Source organism: Bacillus sp. JJ864, assembly GCF_036963045.1.
Lineage (GTDB): Bacteria > Bacillota > Bacilli > Bacillales > Bacillaceae_G > Bacillus_A > Bacillus_A pseudomycoides_C.
The window spans coordinates 1-19,255 of sequence record NZ_JBALLY010000098.1 but is presented as its reverse complement, the minus strand read 5'-3'; the positions used below and the strand labels follow the sequence as shown (position 1 = coordinate 19,255).

Annotated in this window: 17 protein-coding genes; 5 read left to right on the top strand and 12 right to left on the bottom strand. The window is 36.1% G+C overall.

Features of this window, described 5'->3' with window-relative positions; all coding sequences use genetic code 11:
* Positions 1 to 220 precede the first annotated feature (220 nt).
* The 5 genes from rlmD to V7024_RS15905 all read right to left on the bottom strand — a co-directional run bounded on the left by rlmD (position 221) and on the right by V7024_RS15905 (position 5,387).
* Entirely contained in the window at positions 221 to 1,606 is a 1,386-nt protein-coding gene (rlmD, locus tag V7024_RS15925) for a 23S rRNA (uracil(1939)-C(5))-methyltransferase RlmD (protein ID WP_335521641.1), read from the bottom strand.
* 10 nt (positions 1,607 to 1,616) lie between these two features.
* Positions 1,617 to 2,480 (bottom strand): DNA-3-methyladenine glycosylase family protein, encoded by an 864-nt coding sequence (locus V7024_RS15920; protein ID WP_335521639.1) that lies wholly within the window; start codon positions 2,478 to 2,480, stop codon positions 1,617 to 1,619.
* A gap of 58 nt (positions 2,481 to 2,538) precedes the next feature.
* Positions 2,539 to 3,321: a delta-lactam-biosynthetic de-N-acetylase gene (gene pdaA, locus V7024_RS15915; protein WP_335521637.1), complete on the bottom strand. Its 783-nt coding sequence runs from the start codon at positions 3,319 to 3,321 to the stop codon at positions 2,539 to 2,541.
* 238 nt (positions 3,322 to 3,559) lie between these two features.
* A complete protein-coding gene (locus tag V7024_RS15910; RefSeq protein ID WP_335521635.1) occupies positions 3,560 to 5,086 on the bottom strand; it encodes a fumarate hydratase in 1,527 nt (508 codons plus the stop codon).
* A 118-nt stretch (positions 5,087 to 5,204) separates the two neighbouring features.
* Entirely contained in the window at positions 5,205 to 5,387 is a 183-nt protein-coding gene (locus V7024_RS15905) for an SE1561 family protein (protein ID WP_020061169.1), read from the bottom strand.
* 488 nt (positions 5,388 to 5,875) lie between these two features.
* On the opposite strand from V7024_RS15905, the gene yfkAB reads away from it, so the two are divergent.
* Entirely contained in the window at positions 5,876 to 7,003 is a 1,128-nt protein-coding gene (gene yfkAB, locus V7024_RS15900; RefSeq protein ID WP_335521633.1) for a radical SAM/CxCxxxxC motif protein YfkAB, read from the top strand.
* Positions 7,004 to 7,050: 47 nt separating this feature from the next.
* On the opposite strand, the gene V7024_RS15895 is transcribed toward yfkAB, so the two are convergent.
* Both V7024_RS15895 and cax read right to left on the bottom strand, forming a co-directional pair.
* Complete coding sequence (locus V7024_RS15895) at positions 7,051 to 7,848, bottom strand: YfkD famly protein (protein WP_335521631.1); 798 nt, start codon at positions 7,846 to 7,848, stop codon at positions 7,051 to 7,053.
* Positions 7,849 to 7,920: 72 nt separating this feature from the next.
* Positions 7,921 to 8,976: a calcium/proton exchanger gene (gene cax / locus V7024_RS15890; RefSeq protein WP_335521629.1), complete on the bottom strand. Its 1,056-nt coding sequence runs from the start codon at positions 8,974 to 8,976 to the stop codon at positions 7,921 to 7,923.
* 200 nt (positions 8,977 to 9,176) lie between these two features.
* On the opposite strand from cax, the gene V7024_RS15885 reads away from it, so the two are divergent.
* Positions 9,177 to 9,593 (top strand): pyridoxamine 5'-phosphate oxidase family protein, encoded by a 417-nt coding sequence (locus V7024_RS15885; protein WP_335521627.1) that lies wholly within the window; start codon positions 9,177 to 9,179, stop codon positions 9,591 to 9,593.
* Between the two features lie 234 nt (positions 9,594 to 9,827).
* Here the strand turns inward: V7024_RS15885 and V7024_RS15880 are convergent, their stop codons facing one another.
* The 3 genes from V7024_RS15880 to V7024_RS15870 are packed head-to-tail and all read right to left on the bottom strand — an operon-like array spanning position 9,828 to position 12,838.
* Entirely contained in the window at positions 9,828 to 10,832 is a 1,005-nt protein-coding gene (locus tag V7024_RS15880; protein ID WP_335521690.1) for a FecCD family ABC transporter permease, read from the bottom strand.
* Positions 10,832 to 11,866 carry a FecCD family ABC transporter permease gene (locus tag V7024_RS15875; protein WP_335521624.1) on the bottom strand — a complete coding sequence of 345 codons (1,035 nt, stop codon included), beginning with the start codon at positions 11,864 to 11,866 and terminating at the stop codon, positions 10,832 to 10,834. Before V7024_RS15875 ends, V7024_RS15880 begins: the two co-directional genes overlap by 1 nt.
* Before the next feature lie 48 nt (positions 11,867 to 11,914).
* Entirely contained in the window at positions 11,915 to 12,838 is a 924-nt protein-coding gene (locus tag V7024_RS15870; protein ID WP_335521622.1) for an iron-hydroxamate ABC transporter substrate-binding protein, read from the bottom strand.
* A gap of 334 nt (positions 12,839 to 13,172) precedes the next feature.
* On the opposite strand from V7024_RS15870, the gene V7024_RS15865 reads away from it, so the two are divergent.
* A complete protein-coding gene (locus tag V7024_RS15865) occupies positions 13,173 to 14,222 on the top strand; it encodes an NAD(P)/FAD-dependent oxidoreductase (protein WP_335521620.1) in 1,050 nt (349 codons plus the stop codon).
* A 218-nt stretch (positions 14,223 to 14,440) separates the two neighbouring features.
* Positions 14,441 to 14,587: a BH0509 family protein gene (locus V7024_RS15860; RefSeq protein ID WP_028411195.1), complete on the top strand. Its 147-nt coding sequence runs from the start codon at positions 14,441 to 14,443 to the stop codon at positions 14,585 to 14,587.
* 23 nt (positions 14,588 to 14,610) lie between these two features.
* Here V7024_RS15860 and V7024_RS15855 read toward each other — a convergent pair whose 3' ends face one another.
* On the bottom strand, positions 14,611 to 15,213 hold the full coding sequence (locus tag V7024_RS15855) for a DedA family protein (RefSeq protein WP_335521618.1): 603 nt from the start codon (positions 15,211 to 15,213) through the stop codon (positions 14,611 to 14,613).
* A 364-nt stretch (positions 15,214 to 15,577) separates the two neighbouring features.
* On the opposite strand from V7024_RS15855, the gene V7024_RS15850 reads away from it, so the two are divergent.
* Positions 15,578 to 18,376, top strand: coding sequence for a dynamin family protein (locus V7024_RS15850; RefSeq protein ID WP_335521616.1), 2,799 nt, complete (start codon positions 15,578 to 15,580; stop codon positions 18,374 to 18,376).
* Positions 18,377 to 18,435: 59 nt separating this feature from the next.
* On the opposite strand, the gene V7024_RS15845 is transcribed toward V7024_RS15850, so the two are convergent.
* Positions 18,436 to 18,867 (bottom strand): hypothetical protein, encoded by a 432-nt coding sequence (locus V7024_RS15845; protein WP_335521614.1) that lies wholly within the window; start codon positions 18,865 to 18,867, stop codon positions 18,436 to 18,438.
* Positions 18,868 to 19,255 lie beyond the last annotated feature (388 nt).

Below are 19,255 nucleotides of genomic sequence, written 5' to 3'. Positions count from 1 at the left end.
ATAAAGTTATCTGCTTAAAAATTGTAACTATATTACTTAATTTTAAAGAATTACGCTAAATAACTACCCATTAACTTTTTTAATTTCCCCATACAAATAGTTAATTCTACTTTTTTGTTTACCATCACTTGTGGTACGGTTCAGCGTAATTCATCATGAATAAAAATCAGGCCTTATCGATTTTTCGATAAGGCCTGTCCTTCAATGCTGTACCTTTACTTTACTTTTCTTTTCTAACAAGCTTCACAACATTCTCCACATGCGCCGTATGCGGGAACATATCCACTGGCTGTACATACTCCACGTCATAACTCTTCATCAACGTTTTCACATCACGCGCAAGTGATGATGGATTACAAGATACATACACAACCTTTTTCGGTTTTACTTTTAAAATTGTTTCGAGTAATTTATCATCACAGCCTGTACGCGGCGGATCAACAACGATTACATCAGGACGCCAGCCTTCTTTTACCCATTTTGGCAGCCATTGTTCCGCTTTTCCAGCCTCGTACTTTGTATTTGTGAAGCCGTGACGCTTCGCATTTTTCTTCGCATCTTCAATCGCTTCTGGAATCACATCCATACCGCGTACTTCTGCTGCATCTTTTGCAAGCCAAAGTCCGATTGTTCCAACGCCGCAATACGCATCTACGACTTTTTCTGTCCCTGTTAAAGCAGCTGCTTTTTTCGCTTCGTTATATAACACAACGGTTTGCTCAGGATTTAACTGGAAGAATGCGCGTGCAGATAATTCAAATGATAGATCACCAAGTATTTCTTGAATCACTTCTTTTCCAGCTAAGCGGAATGTTTTATCACCGAAGATAACTGATGTGTTACGGCCATTGACGTTTTGCATAATCGATTTTACAGATGGCATTTGTTTTTGCACTTCTGCAATAAATTGTTCTTTATTTGGCAATTCTTCTTTTGTCGTAATTAATGTGACTTGTACTTCCCCTGTTTGTACAGCAGCACGCGTCACAATTGTCCGTACAAGACCTTTTTGTTTTCTTTCATTGTAAATAGAAATGTTCAGTTTTTCTAATATACGTCTTACCACTTTTGTTGCTTCGTTTGTTGCTTTATGTTGAATCATACAATGAGAAATATCAATTAAGCGGTGTGAGTTTTGTTCGTATAATCCTGTGATGACTTTCTCATCTTTACGCCCAACTTGTAATTGACTTTTATTACGATAATGCCACGGATCTCCCATGCCAAGTGTCTTACGAATCTTATCTTCCATACTTCCGTTCATGTACTTCTCAAATGCTTGTACAACGATATCACGCTTTTGATTTAATTGCTCTTGATAATCTAAATGTTGAAGCTGACACCCACCGCATTTCTCATACACAGCACACGGCGGTTTTACGCGATGCGGCGAAGCTTTACGAATTTTTTTCACTTTTGCTTCTGCAAAACCACGCCCCATTTTCGTTGTTTCTGCAACAACTTCTTCTCCTGGAAGCGCCCCTGGAATGAAGACAACTTGTCTCTTAAAGTAACCTACGCCCTCTCCGTTAATCCCAAGACGCTTAATTGTCACCGGAAACGTTTGGCCAACTTCTAACTTACTCTCATGTTGTTTTTGTATCATTGTTCCACCTCTACTCTATACTTTTCCATAAATATAATGATGCATAACTGCAATATGGTTCACACTCTTGTTTCATTCGTTCTAAAAATACGTCATCTGGCTTTTGTTCTAATTGAAATAACTGTTGAAGCGCACGTTGAATCCCAATATCTGCTTTTGGAAACATATTTTGACGTCCAAGAGCAAACAATAAGAAATTTTGTACAGTCCATGCTCCAATACCTCGTATTGGTAATAGCATTGCTGCAACTTCTTCGTCTGTTTTTCCCTCTAACTCCTCTAAGTTTAACTTTCCGTCCACAATATACTGTGCAAGTCCAATGATATACTCTGCTTTACGCTGACTAAATTTTTGATTTCTCAATTCTTCTACTGTAATAGTTGCTACTTGTTCAGGAGCCGGAAAAAAGAAAACATCCTGTTTCTCCGTGCCATATGTTTTTACAAATTGTTCTGTAAGTGCTGTCGCAAATTTCACGTGAACTTGTTGATGAATAATACAACGTAGAAGACAAGCAAAATAATCGAACTCTAAAATAATTGGAGTATATGCAAATGTTTCAAAAAGCGGCCGTAATGATGTGTTTAAAAAATGATGCTGAATCTCATGAAAAGGTTGATTCCATTGAAAAATAGAAGAAATGCGCTTCATAATTTCGTCTTGTTTATCGCTTTGGCTAGAAACCCAAAATTGCGGCTCCTCAGTTGTCGCCTTCCCTTGTACACGGACAATCACTTGTTCTCCATCTAGGGTAAGTGGGACATGAATCGTTTTATCTTCTAAATGAATGATATGTAACGGATCAAAAGATAAACGTTTTAATACTTCTTCAAAACGATATGGATAGTCTAACGTAATTTGTTCGCTCCACATGCATTCCTCATCCTTTTTACACATCATTATAGCATGAGAAAACCGCAAGCATACATGCTTACGGTTGATTGCCTTTTACTAAATCATCTAAGCTTTTAAAATGATACCCCTTCTCGCGTAAATCATCAATGATTTTCGCAAGTGCTTCTGTGTTATCCTTCGAAACAGAGTGCAGCAAAATAATCGCCCCGGGGTGAACCATATTCATTACATTATTATGAGCATATTGCCATCCTCTTTGCTGATCCACTTTCCAATCAAGAAAAGCAAGTGACCAAAAGACATTATAATAACCCATATCTTTCGCGAGTGCCAATGTACGTTCACTGAAAATTCCGCGCGGTGGCCGAACATATCGTACTTCCTTTTGCCCAGTTACCTTTTGAATTTCATCTGTTACAGTTTGCAGTTCTTCACGAAGCTTTGCATCATTTACCGTTGTAAAATCCGGATGAGTCTGTGAATGGTTTCCAACAATATGCCCCTCATTTGCCATTCGTTTTAATAAATCTTCCTGAGTTTTAATATAGTGTCCTGTCACAAAAAAGGTTGCCGGTACTTTCTTTTCTTTTAACACATCAAGAATTTTTCCGGTAAAGCCATTTTCATATCCATTATCAAACGTTAAATAAATATCTTTTTTCTTTGTATCCCCTAAATAAAATCCTCCATTTTTCTGCAGCAGCTCTGTAAATTTCTGACCAGCATCAGGAGGAGTTTCATTCTTCGCACGCGGAATTCCCCAATGATTTGGTGTATTCACATAAGCAAGCACAGAAGCTGGAACAAGTACCATCATAATTGAAAAGATAATACCAATATAGAACCAATTACGCTTCATTTATAAGCTCCTTTTCATATAGAATCGTACTTGTAGTTTCTGTGTCTATAATTTTTTCATGCTGAACACGTTTTTCCATTTATACCAATACAAAGCAAGAAGCTGACTCAATATATCGACCATTCTTTGCAATATATCGACCGTTTTTTAACATTTATCGGCGCTTCGACACGAATTAAAGATCATTCGACAACGTTCGACGCACAAAAAAGAGCCGACAAACGTCAGCTCCTCTTTCTTATTTAAAAACTGGTTCTTTAAACGTTGCTAATTTCTCTAAAGATGATTTATCCACATCAGCATGTAAGCTATTACCATGAGAATCCATTGTTACAACTGCTTTAAATCCTTCTACACGTAAATGCCACATTGCTTCTGGAATACCAAATTGTAAGAAATCAACATCTTGTACATCTTTAATGCACTCTGCGTAGTACTGCGCTGCACCGCCAATTGCATTTAAGTATACGCCGCCATGTTCATTTAATGCCGCCAATGTTTTCGCACCCATGCCGCCTTTACCAATAACAGCGCGAATACCGAATTTCTTCATAATATCGCCTTGGTACGGTTCTTCACGAATACTTGTTGTCGGTCCTGCCGCTTTAATTTTCCAATTGTCGTTTTCATCTTTTACAACAACTGGTCCGCAGTGATAAATAACTTGTCCGTTTAAATCAACTGGGCAGTCGTTATCCATTAAATGTTTATGAATTGCATCGCGGCCTGTGTACATCATACCGTTAATCGTTACAACGTCACCAACGCGAAGTTCGCGAATTTGTTCCTCTGTAATTGGCGCCTGTAAGACGATTTCACGTTGCGTATTTGCCTCTTCGTTTGCTTCCTCGTGTGTTAACGTATCTTCACCTTCTTGGTATAACCAGTCAAGAATTTCACCTGATTCTGGATGAATCGTTACACCTAGGCGGCGATATGCCCAACAGTTATACGCAACAGAAACATAGAAGCTAGCTGGAAGACGGTTGTATACACCGATTTTGCAGCCAAGTAATGTTGTTTCGCCGCCAAATCCCATCGTTCCAATACCAAGCTTATTAGCATTTTCCATAATATAGTCTTCAAGCTGCTTTAATTCTTCTACTTGATTTTCATCATCTAATGCACGGAACAATTGATTTTTCGCAAGCTCATAACCTGACGTGCGATCTCCTCCGATACCAACGCCAATTACGCCAGCGCTACATCCTTGTCCTTGTGCTTGATATACCGCATGAAGAAGGCATTTACGAATTCCTTCTAAATCGCGGCCAGCTCGTCCTAGTCCTTCAATTTCACAAGGTAAGCTGTATTGAATATTTTTATTTTCACAGCCACCGCCTTTTAAAATAAGACGTGCATCGATATAATCTTTTTCCCATTGTTCAAACTTAATGACAGGTGTTCCTGGTCCTAAGTTATTTCCGCTGTTATCACCAAACAGAGAATCAACAGAGTTTGGGCGAAGCTTCCCGTCTTTCGTCGCTTGTTCAATCGCTTTGTAAATTGCTTCTTTAATGTGTAATTGATTTACACCAACTGGTGTGTACACTTTAAAAGTTGGCATCCCTGTATCTTGGCAAATTGGCGAAATATTATCATCTGCCATTTTAATATTATTTGTAATTGTGCCAAGCGCCATCGCTGAACGAGTTCCTGCACTTTCTCGTTCTTTCGCTTGTTGAATCACACGTCGAACATCTTTTGGTAAGTTTGTTGACGTCTCAACAATTAGTTTATACATGCTTTCTTGAAGCTTTTTCATGATTACTTCCCCCTCAATTGTGAACGCTACCAAAATGCATTTCAAAATTTCACAATTTGATTATACATCTTTTTGGGCATTGCTTCTAACAAAAAAGAATCAGCAGTTCGCTGATCCTTTACTCACTCTTTTTAAATTGCTCACACTTAAACTCAATATCATCTAACATTTCAAGAAGGCGATCCACATCTTCTAGTTCCACGTCTTCTGGTTCAATTGTATCAATAACCTCTATAAACATATTTAAACGTTCTTTCAAATATACTAATTGTGAATCTTTATCATAAGTAGCATTTCCCATAGGTGCTCTCTCCTTTTTATGCGAGTTATCCTAATTTCATATCTAGCATACTCATTTGTTTACTTGTTGAATCTTTCTTTTATTATACAGCAAAAGTGATTATTACGGTCATGAAATTTCCCATCAATTTGTGTAAAATGGTTCATCCCGCTATTCACGGACAGTAAAAGTCCGACTGGTTCAACTATATATCCACTTTGATTTTTCAATACACAAATCGCTACTATGCAGAATACAACATGCCCTGCTACTAGCCTGCTCCTTTTGTTTCAAACATCGCATGTGGCAGGAAAAGGCCCTGACCGCTCCTACGCGCGGCCAGACGCTCTCGCCCTCCCCTAAAAAAATGGGGTTTTTATGTCGGTTTTTCAATTTATATTTATATATATACATTCATTTTGATTTTTTCACTTTATAAATAAGCAATCTTCTTCTATCATAGAGGATGGACAAATTGTTATTTCAATAGTCAAAGGAGTATTTCATAAATGAATACATCACAAAAAATGAAGCCAATTACTCCTTCTTATGATCCATGGGAAGCTTATATGGACCTTGAAGAGTATGGCAAATTATTATTAACAAACGTTGAATTTACAACGACAACATTATGCAATATGCGCTGTGAACATTGTGCTGTTGGTTATACATTACAGCCAAAAGATCCAAACCCACTTCCGCTTGATTTATTATTACAACGATTAGATGAAGTTCCACATCTACGTTCTTTAAGTATTACAGGCGGCGAGCCGATGCTTTCCAAAAAGTCTGTTGATAATTATGTAACACCACTCTTAAAATATGCTCACGAACGAGGCGTTCGCACCCAGATTAACTCTAACCTAACTATAGATTTAGCCCGTTATGAACAAATTATTCCTTATCTCGATGTTTTACATATTTCTCATAACTGGGGAACGATTGATGATTTCGCCCAGGGCGGATTTGCGATGATGGAGCGCAAACCGTCATATGAACAACGTGCCAAATTATTTGAACGGATGATTTCAAATAGTAAAGCCTTATCAGAAGCAGGTGTTCTTGTTTCTGCTGAAACAATGCTCAATAAACGTACACTTCCGCATATTGAACATATTCACCGTCAAATCGTTGAAGAGATGGGCTGTAAACGTCATGAAGTACATCCAATGTATCCAAGTGATTTTGCTAGCAATCTTGAAATTTTAACGAAAGATGAAATTTTGAGTGCCATTTCACACCTTCTCGATATTCGCGATGAAAATGTATGGATGCTATTTGGAACATTGCCATTCTATGCATGTAGCAGCGACGAACGCGATTTAGAAATATTCAAAAAGCTGCATACAAGTAAAAATGTCACAGTACGTAATGACCCAGACGGTCGTTCTCGCTTAAATGTAAATATTTTTGACGGCAGTATTATCGTTACAGATTTCGGTGACGTTCCAATGCTCGGAAATGTTCAAACAAATACACTGCAAGAAGCTTATGACAAGTGGAGTTCCTCACAAACAGCAAAAGAATTAAGCTGTCATTGTCCAGCTGTTAAATGTCTTGGACCAAACATTCTTGTAAAAAATAGTTATTATCCAACAGAAAATTTCTTAACGAAACAAGCAAACATCACGTTATAAGAAAAAACGTCAGCGTACTATCATGCTGACGTTTTTTGTATGAACCTTTACCTTGGATCAGGAGACGAAATAAACTTAAAGGAAATATGATCTTGAATTGGTATGGATGCTCCAATTCCTTGTGATGTGATATTTTTAATCATCAATTTTCGCTGATTCCCTTTTAAGACAAGATATACTTCGCCAAATGTTACTTTTCCTTTTTCGTTAACTGCTGGCGTATACGCATATAAATATCCAAGTTGTTTCGGACTAATATTATATACTCGTTCATGCTGGGTTCCATAACCAATAATTGTTTTAAACGAAAGAGGTAAACGTACTTTTTCCATCGCTTTTAACAGCATCATCTTCTTCACATCTTCTGCATCCTTAATGTAAGAAGTAAGCCCACCTTCTACTAGCTTTTGTGCTTCTTGTTTATAGCGAAGTGGATAAAATCCCTGTCCACCGCGATTATCATGAACATTCCGATTGACTTGCCTGTATTCCCAGTTCATTGTTGTTTCAATCGATTCATAATTTAAAGGCCATTGTCCTAAATAAATTTTCGCGCGATATCCAACTGCAAGTGGTGCATTAGAAATAGATGTTTCATTAAACATTCGAATTAAATCCGGATTTTCAATCTTTATTGGCGATGTCTCAAGCAATGTTTTTGCTAGTTCACTCGGTTGTAAGCGCGGCAGGTCCTCTGTTGGATTTGGATACGTATTTTCTTTTGAGACATTTAAAACAGATGGTGGAACTTTCATATTCAATTCTGTCTTCGCAAAACTACTACAAGGAAATAAAAAGATAAACGAGAACATAATGGTGATATAAATATTGCACACTCGTTTCATCCGTAAAGCTCCTTCCTAATGGGACTATACGGTTATATTCTTTTCCCTGCTCTCTATTGTTATCCAAACTTTTTATAATAAATAAAAACCGATTCCCATAATGAGATAAGCGGCAAGTAATGTTAAACCTTCAAACCAATTTGTATCGCCATCATTTGATATGGCAATTGTCAAAAATACAGCCGTAATCATTGCTACCAATTCTGGAATCGTGAATACAAGAGGCATATTTACCGCAAAGAACATAGAAATAATGACAAGTACAGGCGCAACAAACATGGCAATTTGTAATGTTGAGCCAACTGCAATTTCAACAGCAATATTAACTTTATTTTTATAAGCCATAACTATAGCCGATGCATGCTCTGCTGCATTTCCGACAATCGCCACAATGATAATCCCGATAAACAATTCACTCCAGCCAAATGTCTTAGCAACTGTTTCAATTGTATGTACAAGTGCCTCTGATACATAAGCAACCGCTACTGTTGCAATCGCTAAAATAAGCAACGCTTTTCCTTTTGACCATTCTGGCTCTTCATCATGCTCTACTACTTCTTCTTTATGCTGATATACGCCGCGGTGCGTAACAAGTTTGAAAAACAATGCTGCTAAATATAAAACAATCATAATAATAGCAATGCCGATACTAAGTTGGAACGTTTTCTCGACGTTCATTTTCATTGAAAATATTTCGGGAATCACAAAAGCAACAACGACTGCAAAAATTAATAAAGATGAATTATGCCTCGCGTCATATACATTAAAGGTTTGACGTTTATACTTCAGACCACCTACAAAAAAAGAGAGTCCACCCACTAATAATAAGTTCCCAAGAACAGAACCTGTTAACGAAGCGAGTACGACTTCTGTTAACCCAGCTTGCAATGCAAAAATAGAAATAATAAGCTCGACTGCGTTACCAAATGTTGCGTTTAACAAGCCACCTATACGAGGTCCTGACACAACCGCCAAACTTTCCGTTGCTCTCCCCATAAAACCGGCAAGTGCAATAATTGTGACGCAATATACAGCAAACATAATTGTTTGTGGCCAATGCATTACGTTACCAAGGACAGAAAGCGGTACACCAATGACTGCAACAAATAAAAAAATCTTATTAAACATCCTTTTCATCCTTCCCTTCCTTTATCAATCACTCTTTATATTACCATTATTCTTCTTCTAATTTACCCAATTTTTATCGTAATTACGTTTTAAAAGATGTATTGAAGAAAATAATAAGAGCGAGCATAAACAATTGAACTCTTACAGGAAATCCCGCTTCAGAAAAACAGGAGTGTTACACTCGAAAGGAGCAGAAACAAATGCATATAAAAGAAAAAATCGAAAAGATTATCCAAAACCAACAAATCGGTGTTCTCGCAACCATTCGTGACAACAAACCGTACAGCTGCTTTATGATGTTTTTTCATGAAGATTTCGTATTGTACGCTGCAACAGATCGGCAATCAAAAAAAATAACAGATATCGAACAAAATGCAAATGTTCATGTTTTACTTGGTCGCCAGGGAAAACACTGGGAAGAAGAATATCTTGAAATAGAAGGCATTGCTTCTATTGAAGAAGACAGTACGTTAAAAAATAAATTTTGGACAAATAGTTTAAAACGTTGGTTACTTGGTCCTGAAGATCCAAATTACGTGTTAATAAAAATCAATCCTGATACCATTTATTACATTGATAGTGCTGGTACAACACAACCAGAATTTTTACGTCTATAATAAAGTGAAACTTCCATCAGTGGGGGTTTTCTTCATCCCCCACTAATGGAAAGCCCGCCCAATCGGGCTTTTACGGGCAGTTTTCTCCCCGTGCTTCCCCAGCCTTTACTGCCCACGAATAGCGGGATAACGAACAAAACAAGACTTCATTAGATTTTAAATATAGTTTGAAGGGTATAGTCAATAATAAAAAATAGAAAAAGCCTTGAGAAAGGAGATTCTCGAAGGCTTTTTCTACTTTTTCAGTAACAAATACATAAAATAGGGAGCACCAATAAAAGCAACCATAATACCTGCAGGAATTCCACTTGGTTCTACAATATGCCGACCAATTGTATCTGCAAGTAATAATAGCCATCCACCGATCAGAATGGCTACAGGGACAAACATTTGATGTCTTGGCCCAACTAAAGATTTTGCAATGTGCGGGGCCATAAGCCCAATAAAGGCGATTCCCCCTGTAACTGAAACTGCAGTGGCTGCTAATGCAACGGCTGCTAGTAGTAGAGAGCGGCGTTCTTTTTCAATTTCAATCCCGACGCCAATCGCTACGGGTTCGTTTAAGGCAAGAATATTTAGACGGTTTGCCTTATATAATGTGAACGGAATCAGTATAGCTAACCATGGAAGGATAGCCAATACAAAGACCCAATCATCTCCCCAAATATTTCCGGCAAGCCATTTTGCGATAAAATCTACTTTGGCACGTTCAGCAGAGGAGATAATTACAATCATTGTTCCTGAGAGTGCGAATGAGAATCCAATCCCCGTTAATGTTAAATTTATCGGCTGAAGTCCCGTAGTTTTTTTATATGAAAAGACATAAATCAGGCAAGCCGTAATAAAAGCCCCCATAAATCCAACAACTGGTAGTAAGTATACAAATGAACCTGCATCGATTGGAAAATACAAAAAGAAAATCGCAATCGCTACACCTGCTCCTGAATTAATACCGATAATTCCAGGTTCAGCTAAATCGTTTCGAGTAATCCCTTGTAATATAGCCCCTGATAAGGCAAGTGCCATGCCGGCTAATAGTGTAATTGTAATTCTAGGCAATCTAAGAGAGAATAAAACAAATTCTTCTTTAAATGTTCCTTGTCCAAATAATGTTGGAAGCAGCCTATCGTAGGAGAGTGAAGCAGCTCCTAATCCCATACCGACTATGATTGTTGCGATAATAAGTATAAGTAAAGCCATTATAATGAGTCGTTGTTTTTTTAAAATTGATTGTTGAATCATGAGAATGTTCTTCCTCCTTTACGTACAATGAATAGGAAGAATGGTAAACCTACAATGGAAACAATGGCAACAAGTGGTGTTTCATATGGAGCATTCATTGTACGTCCGATTGTGTCAGCCAATAGCATAAAAGAAGCACCAACAATTGCAGACATCGGGACAACAAAGCGATAGTCTGGCCCGACGATTGGTCGTACCATATGGGGCACCATTAAACCTACGAATGCCATGTTTCCAACAAGTGCAACAGAGGCACCTGCAAGCAAAATAATAACAATAAAAAGAACGGTTTTAATGACGATGATTTTTTGACCAAGTCCAATTGCGACTTCTTCACTTAGACTTAAAATCGTTAATTTCTTTGAAAATAAAATGGCAATAAATATACTTACTGAAATAACTGGAATAATGATTTGTAGCTGGCTCCATGTTGTTCCAATTACGCCTCCTGCTGTCCACATAGATACGTCTTGCGAGATCTTGAAGTAAATCCCAATCCCTTCTGAAACCGCGACTAAGAATGCTGAAACTGCCGATCCAGCAAGGACGATTCGAAAGGGAGAAAGCCCTCCCTTTTTCATCAACCCAATGCCAAAAACCATCATTGCACCGAGTGCTGCTCCAATAAAGCAGGCAATCATCATATAAAAATAATTTACAGAGGGTATAAAGGCAATGGTAATAGCAAGTGCAGCGTTAGCACCACCAGTTAGACCAAGTAGACCTGGATCCGCAAGTGGATTGCGGGTTAATCCTTGCATAATTGCACCAGAAACAGCGAGACCGGCCCCAACAAAAATAGCTGCAACTTCACGTGGTAAGCGTAGTTCACGGATTATGGAAAGCTTTTCTCCTTTGGCTGAAGAAGTAAGCGCTAACCATACATCCTTTACAGTTGTATCTGCCGCACCAAACAACATCGCGATTATAAAAATAAGGAAAAACGCAATAATTCCTAAAATAAATTTGTACGTAAAGGAAGCAGAACGTAGATTGTTTTTTGTCATTCGTTTCACATCATTTCTTTTCATAGAATAAAGGAAGAGGAATTCTTAAAATAAGAATTCCTCATTGTTGAATTATTGACCAAGAAAACTTTTCTTGAAGAAGTCTAGTTGGAAATCTAATGTAAGTGGATCATTAAAGTAGAATTCCATCATGTTTACTTCGAATGCTCTATTATTTTTCACAGCTGGAATGTTTTTGTATGATTCTGTTTCTTGGAATGAGTTATCAGTATCTTTATTTTTACTTACAATTAAGTAATCCCCAGCATACTCAGGTAAAACCTCAGTAGATAATGCATAATAACCTGGTTTTAATGCTTTTTCTTTTACTTTTTCAGGCATTTTTAATTTCATTTCTTGATAAAGAATTTCTGTTCCGCGGCCCCAGTTCTCGCCGTACACATAAATTTGCTTGTTGAAGTTTTCAATAACAGAAACAGTTGCGTCTTCTCCGATTTTTGCTTTAATATCTTTCCCTGCTGCTTGTGCGCGTTTCTTGAAATCATCCACCCAAGCTTTTGCTTCTTTTTCTTTATTTAGTAATTTACCGATTTCTAAATGTTGAGTTAAGTAATCTACTTTTCCGTATGTGAATGTAACAGTTGGAGCAATTTTCTTTAACTTATCAACGTTTTTAATATTAGACAAACCAATAATTAAGTCTGGATTTAATTCAATAATTTTTTCGATATTTTCATCTGATACTTCAACAACATCTTTTAATTTCTCTTGAAAACGCGGATTTTGTTTGGACCATGAATCTACCCCAACAAGATTTACACCTAAAGACATTACGTTACCTGCGAATGATGATAATACAACGACTCGTTTTGGGTTTGCAGGGACTTCAACTTTACCATTTTCAGATTGGTATGTAATTGTTTCTGATTTACTTCCCTTTGCACTTGAATCTTCTTTCTTATTTGTTGATCCGTTGCTACAAGCACTCATAACAAGCACAAATAGAACTGTAAGTGAAATAAATAATTTTTTCATTCGTCTTCTCCTTTTATAAAGTGAATGTAATATATAGCTTTCTAACAGGATGAAATCTCACAATTCGTTCTATATTGGACTTATAAATCTTGATCTCGAGATTTATTGTAATAAAAGTACTTGAATAATTTATAAGTCAATGAAACGTTACATTCCCTCCAATTTTGTTAATAGTTTACAAATTGAAAATGATTATCAATTTCAACCACTTAATAATATAATTTTATCTTTTTATATTGTCAATAGTAATTTGGATTGTAAATCTAATTGAAACAGGTTATATTTTATTGAGAATGATAATCAATATACATTAAAAACTGAGGAGTGAACGCGAATGAATCAAGAGGAATTATTTGATGTAACTGTGATTGGTGGTGGACCTGCAGGGCTTTATTCAGCGTTTTATAGTGGATTAAGAGAAATGAAAACGAAGATTATTGAATTTCAGCCACAATTAGGTGGAAAGATACATGTTTATCCAGAAAAAATGATTTGGGATATTGGCGGATTGCCACCAGTTATGGGGGCTAAGTTAATTGATCAACTTGTAGAGCAAGGATTAACATTCCATCCAGAAGTAGTATTAAATGAAAAAGTAGAATCGATAACTCGCAATGAAGAGGGAATCTTTGTGTTAAAGACATCCTCTGGAAAAAGACATTTTTCAAAGACTGTTATTGTAGCAACAGGGAGCGGAATATTAAAGCCACAAAAATTAGCAATTGCAGGTGCTGAAAGATTCGAAGTATCGAATTTAAATTATACTGTAAAATCTTTAAAACATTTTCAGGATAAAACGGTCATTGTTTCAGGCGGAGGCAATTCTGCAATCGATTGGGCTAATGAACTGGAGCCAATTGCAAAAAAAGTGTATTTAACATATAGAAAAGATACTTTGTCTGGTCATGAAGCACAAGTAACACAACTTATGAATAGCTCTGCAACATGCTTCTTGCATACAACAATTACAAAGTTAATTGCAGATAATAATCATGAAGCAATTGAGCGTGTGGAATTAACAAATCATGAAACAGGAGAAGTTTCATATTTACCAATTGATGAAGTCATTATTAATCATGGATACGAACGTGATATGACATTATTGAAGAATAGTGAACTAAATATTGAAATAATAGATGATTACTTTATTGCAGGTAATGCAAATAGTGAATCTTCCATAGAAGGGTTATATGCTGCGGGAGATATTTTAAAACACGAGGGTAAATTGCATTTAATCGCTGGTGCTTTTCAAGATGCTGGGAACGCCGTGAATAAAGCAAAACAATTTATTCAGCCGGATGCAAGTGAATATGGCATGGTTTCTTCCCATAATGATGTTTTTAAACAACGTAACCGGGAACTTATTAAGCAAATGATGGAATAAAAAGCATTCGTGAAATAACGGATGCTTTTTTATATTTTCTTTGCACACAAAAATAGATAGAACTGAGATTATGGTATGAGTTTGTGAGGTCTTGTTTTGTCGAAAAGTTCTTTTCCAAAAAAAATTGAAAAAGCTGGAACTTTCTAAAGATTCTGTTATATAATAGTACTAACTTAAATAAACTGTATTAAAACAGATTGAGAGGAGAAATTAAAATGATCAAAAGAGAAGAACGGAAAAATATGATTGAATTTATTGAAAAGAAAAAAGGAATTGAACGTGAAGAACTGATGTATATGACAGATGACGAGGTAGAACATATTTATAATGTGACGTACTTCTTATATGAGGAAATTGCAGAATAACATAAAAAAAACCGCTATATACATTAGCGGTTTTTCTTATCTTTTTGTATTTTTACATATGTATAAACAATCAAAGCGATAATGATTGAAACAACACCAATCCAAAATCCGTATCGATGTAAATTGTACTCTACATCTCGCCACTTTTCTCCTAATTTCCACCCGAGTCCAATAAAAACGCTCACCCAAATGAGCGCACCGCCATATGCATATAAACAAAACTTACCCCATTTTAAGTCGGACATTCCTGCAAAATAAGCAGTTAAATGTCTAACACCAGGTATAAAATAGCCAAACACCAATAAAAAAGGACCATATTTCTCAAATAAAATATGAGTCTTCTCGATTTGAGCTTCTTTAATCCCCACTTTAGAACCATATTTTTTCAATACAGGGAGTCCTAGTTTTAAACCAAGCATATAACTTAATGTAATCCCAATGATAGCCCCAGCCATGCCGCTCGTAAACGCCTCTGTTCCTGACATATATCCCCTTGAAATATTATATCCGACAAATGTAAGTAGAAATTCATCTGGTATTGGTAATCCGACGATTCCTCCAGCAAGCGCAATAATAATTCCATAATAACCGTAGTGTGCGATTAATTCACCAATATGTTCTTCCATTCGCACGACACATCCCATACGTTATCGTTATTCCACATTGTACCCTTTCCATCAATAAAGCAAACATGGTATACCTATTCACTATACATTGTTTTTATGCCGAACTCTACATCCAATGTTACAACTTCATGTAGAATATTATAGCCTTATTATGTTATTAGGAAGAGTTAATGTTGTTTCAGAACTGAAAGGAAATTGAAAAAAAACTGAAACTTTATGCATGAAAATTCAATCCTACTCTAAAAATGAAAGGAAAATGAAATTTTTTAAAAGAAAATCTTTGCTAGAATAAAGAGCATCAATGCAAAAAAAGTGTTGACATATAAAGAAATATACACTTTTCAAGATATAGTGGGGGAAAAACATGACACTAGAAAAACAATTAATAAAAAAAATATATTATGAAACATTTCTAATGGAAAATGAAACACATCCGCCTCTCCAAGTACTGGGAGAAGCTTATTTAGCCGAACAAAAAAATGAATTTTCGGATGGATCTTATATTCGTTATGCACAAGGTGAGTTTTATTATCACCATCAAGATTTTGAATCCGCTATTTTTAAATGGGAGAAAGTCAATAATGAATTAGAACCATGGGCACAAAAGAATATTGCAGATGCTTACTTCGAGCTCAATCAATTATCCGCTGCCGAAACTGTTTATACGTCCATTGCTACTGATAATAAAATACTTATGACCGAAATTTCATTGCAATTACTCTCTCTTTACATAGAACAAAACAAACTTGATTTAGCTTTCGCAGTTATTAAAGAAGCTGTTTCTGTAAATCCTGATTATCCAAACGTTACAGCTATTGCTCGTTCCTTTTATGAAGAACAGCAAGATTGGGACAGCGCGGTGGAACTTGCAGTAAATGAAATGATTCGAACAGAGTCCTTCCAATGGTTTGAGATTTTAAAGGAATATATTGATGAAGGATTTACGAAAACCATTTCACCAGATTATTTCTATAAGGTACTAGTTACGTTACACAATGTAGACCTAGTCCAATTTACACAAATTGTTTCATCGCTTTGGCACAGCTATAAGAATGAACAAACTTATTTGCTTTGGCTTAAAACAATAAATGACTTTTTCTCACATATCGAAGTATATTCAGCCGATGAATGGGACGACATTTCTTCTCTTTACGAAGAAACGTATTTTGAATTAATTCAAGGCCAGTATATGCTGAGACAATTACATGATATTGTTCCGAATATTTTAACGAATTGGTTAAAAATGGTCAATCCTTCTCGCTCTGTCTTCCCATCTGCAGCAGTATTGGCATGGGATGAGATTTTCTCTGCTAAAATAGATTCGGCAGACGTGAAACATGCAGAAAAACTATTGTTATATTCTACCGATTACAAGGATGGTTTAGACTATAGTTTACATCTTTTTGATTCTATTACACAGTGGGCACAAAACAATGATTTAGAAATGGGACATCGCTTTAGATGGTTGGTCTATGAGCTTGCAGATGTAAGAACAAATCGTCTTTTAGTAACAGGAACTTCTGGAAACGGAAAATCTTCATTTGTTAACTCTGTACTAGGAGAAAATATATTAGAAAACGCAAGCGCAAATACAGTTATCTTTAAAGATGACACTCATACAGAAATTAACGCTATAACAGATGCGACAATTTCAACGACTAATGATTTCTCTGATTTCCATAACATGATGTCTATGCACCGACAAACATATAGAGAAAAAACATGTATTGAATTTAAATTACCTTGCAAGCCTTTAAGTAAAAACAAACTAGCATTCGTTGTTACACCTAGCTTTAATAGAAACAACGATATGAGAAATGAAACATTCGGCTATTTAGACTCAGTAGACAGTTTGTTATTCGTATTGAATGCAGATTCACCTTTTACTGACAAAGAACGTGATATTTTATTAAACATTCAAGAACATGCACCAGATTTACAAATTCATTTCTTATTGAATAAAATTGATAACATTTATAGCGAAGCAGAAGTAAAACGAGTGATACATGATACACAAACGAGAATAAACACATATTTTCCACAGGCGAAAGTTTTACCTTATTCATCGTTATATGCAAACAGTCAACAATTAAACGAGTTAACTGATTTTATTCATTTTAACTTTGAGTATAAAAATCTTGATCAAGAACGTACGAAAAAAATACTACTTTTCATTCGAAAAGCAATTCAATATCTATTGGATAAACGAGTTGAGATGGAAAATAACTTAGTGGATTCTATTAATTGGAATGAAGATATTTTAATGAGACTAAATGGCTTTATTAATAATCTTACTGCTTTTGAAAAAGAAAAAATTCATTTCATTACAGATTCCTATCGTACAATGAAACATAACATTACGAATGATCTTACAGAGCATATTCCGAAGCTACTGCAAAGCTGCTCTGATCTCATTAGTGAAGACAGCGATTTTAGACATATGGATACGGAATTAAATACAGTAATGAACGAGAGAATTCGCAACTATTTAGAACAAACTGTGTTACCTAACTTCGCTTCATCCATGCAAAATTGGATTGAAACTTCAAATCATGAGTTCCTGCAAAGTCAAGCATACTTAGAAGAAATAAGTGAAGGACTTAACTCTTTATGCGGAGAAAATCGAATCCAGTTAGCATGCGACTTTAAAATACTTGATGATTGGCGACGTGATACGGATCGAATGACGAGTCGAATACAGATGGAAGAAATAAATATCTTCCGCCGCTTTACACCTGCGCAATTTTTACTAAAAAGTGCAGGGAAATTATTCGGAGCTCTTCCTAAAAATAAAACAATGCTGTATAACAAATACAAACAGTATTTAGAAAATGAAGATTTTACAGATGTAACTACTTCTATTATAAACAAGTTTTTCTTACAGTTTGAGCTATTTGAAAATGCACTAGAGCGAGATATTACTATGTTCTTTAGAGATCCGTTTAGTTCATTGAAACAAGCTATCGAACAGACTCATTTAGAAATACAAGAACATCAAAATACATTGCATACAATGAAATCAAATCCTGAAGTTTATCGTGATCCTGTCACACTCTTCGAATTAAGATTACGTCAGTATGAAGTAGTCTTAAGTATAGATGAGGGGACTCCTGATGCAGAGTCAATGTTAGAAACAAATATCGAGGAAACGCCGACGCATTAATTGTAATAGATAGAACCAACAAAGCAGCCAATATTGGCTGCTTTTTCATGTAAAAAAGATTAATCCTGTTGTATATCCCAAATCACATCATCAACCTTTGCTTCAATACGGATTCGCTGGATAAATTGCTTACGTTCGTTTTCATTACGAACTACCTTATGTACATACCGCCCTTTACTCAATAAGTGTAGATAACGTTTATCTGTATGAATAACATCTCGGCATTTTTCATTTTCATATATAACCTTAAACCAATCATATCCCTTTAACTTTTCCACATGCCGCGCAAATCTTTTTTGTTTTCGCTGTTCTCGTCCTTCTATCCGTCCTAACGCTAACTCTACAAGTTCTTCTGCTAGAGCTTCTCCTACAGCTCTTCCAACCCGAATTGTTCCTCGAACGATCACTTTAACAGCATCTTCCGCTACTTCCCCAAGTGCAATCGCTCCCCGTGCGATTCCAGCTAAAATATGGCCGACAATCTCTTCCATAGCCTTCCTGGTTTAAAAAACTTATAAAAATCTATCAAAACGTTGGAGAACCAAGACAAAAGCCAACTACCGAAAAGGAATCTCACCTTTTTCCTGCCCGCAAGGCTATCACCTTCTCATTCACCTACTGTGAAAGAATAACGGCAGGTTCCTGTTAGGAACGGTCTTGTTTTGCGCATAATCATTCATCCGAGTCAACTATACGCAAAGGGATATAAGTTTTAAACCAGGTTCCCTCCCTTCTTGATTTGAAATAAAATTTGTTGATTACTCATATACACTGTTTTATGAAGGATACTCCATAATTTCCAGTTGTGATGGTCTTTCCATGTTGCGATGGTTTGTAACCATTTCTTATATACCTTGTTTGTATTCTTATTGCTTTCTT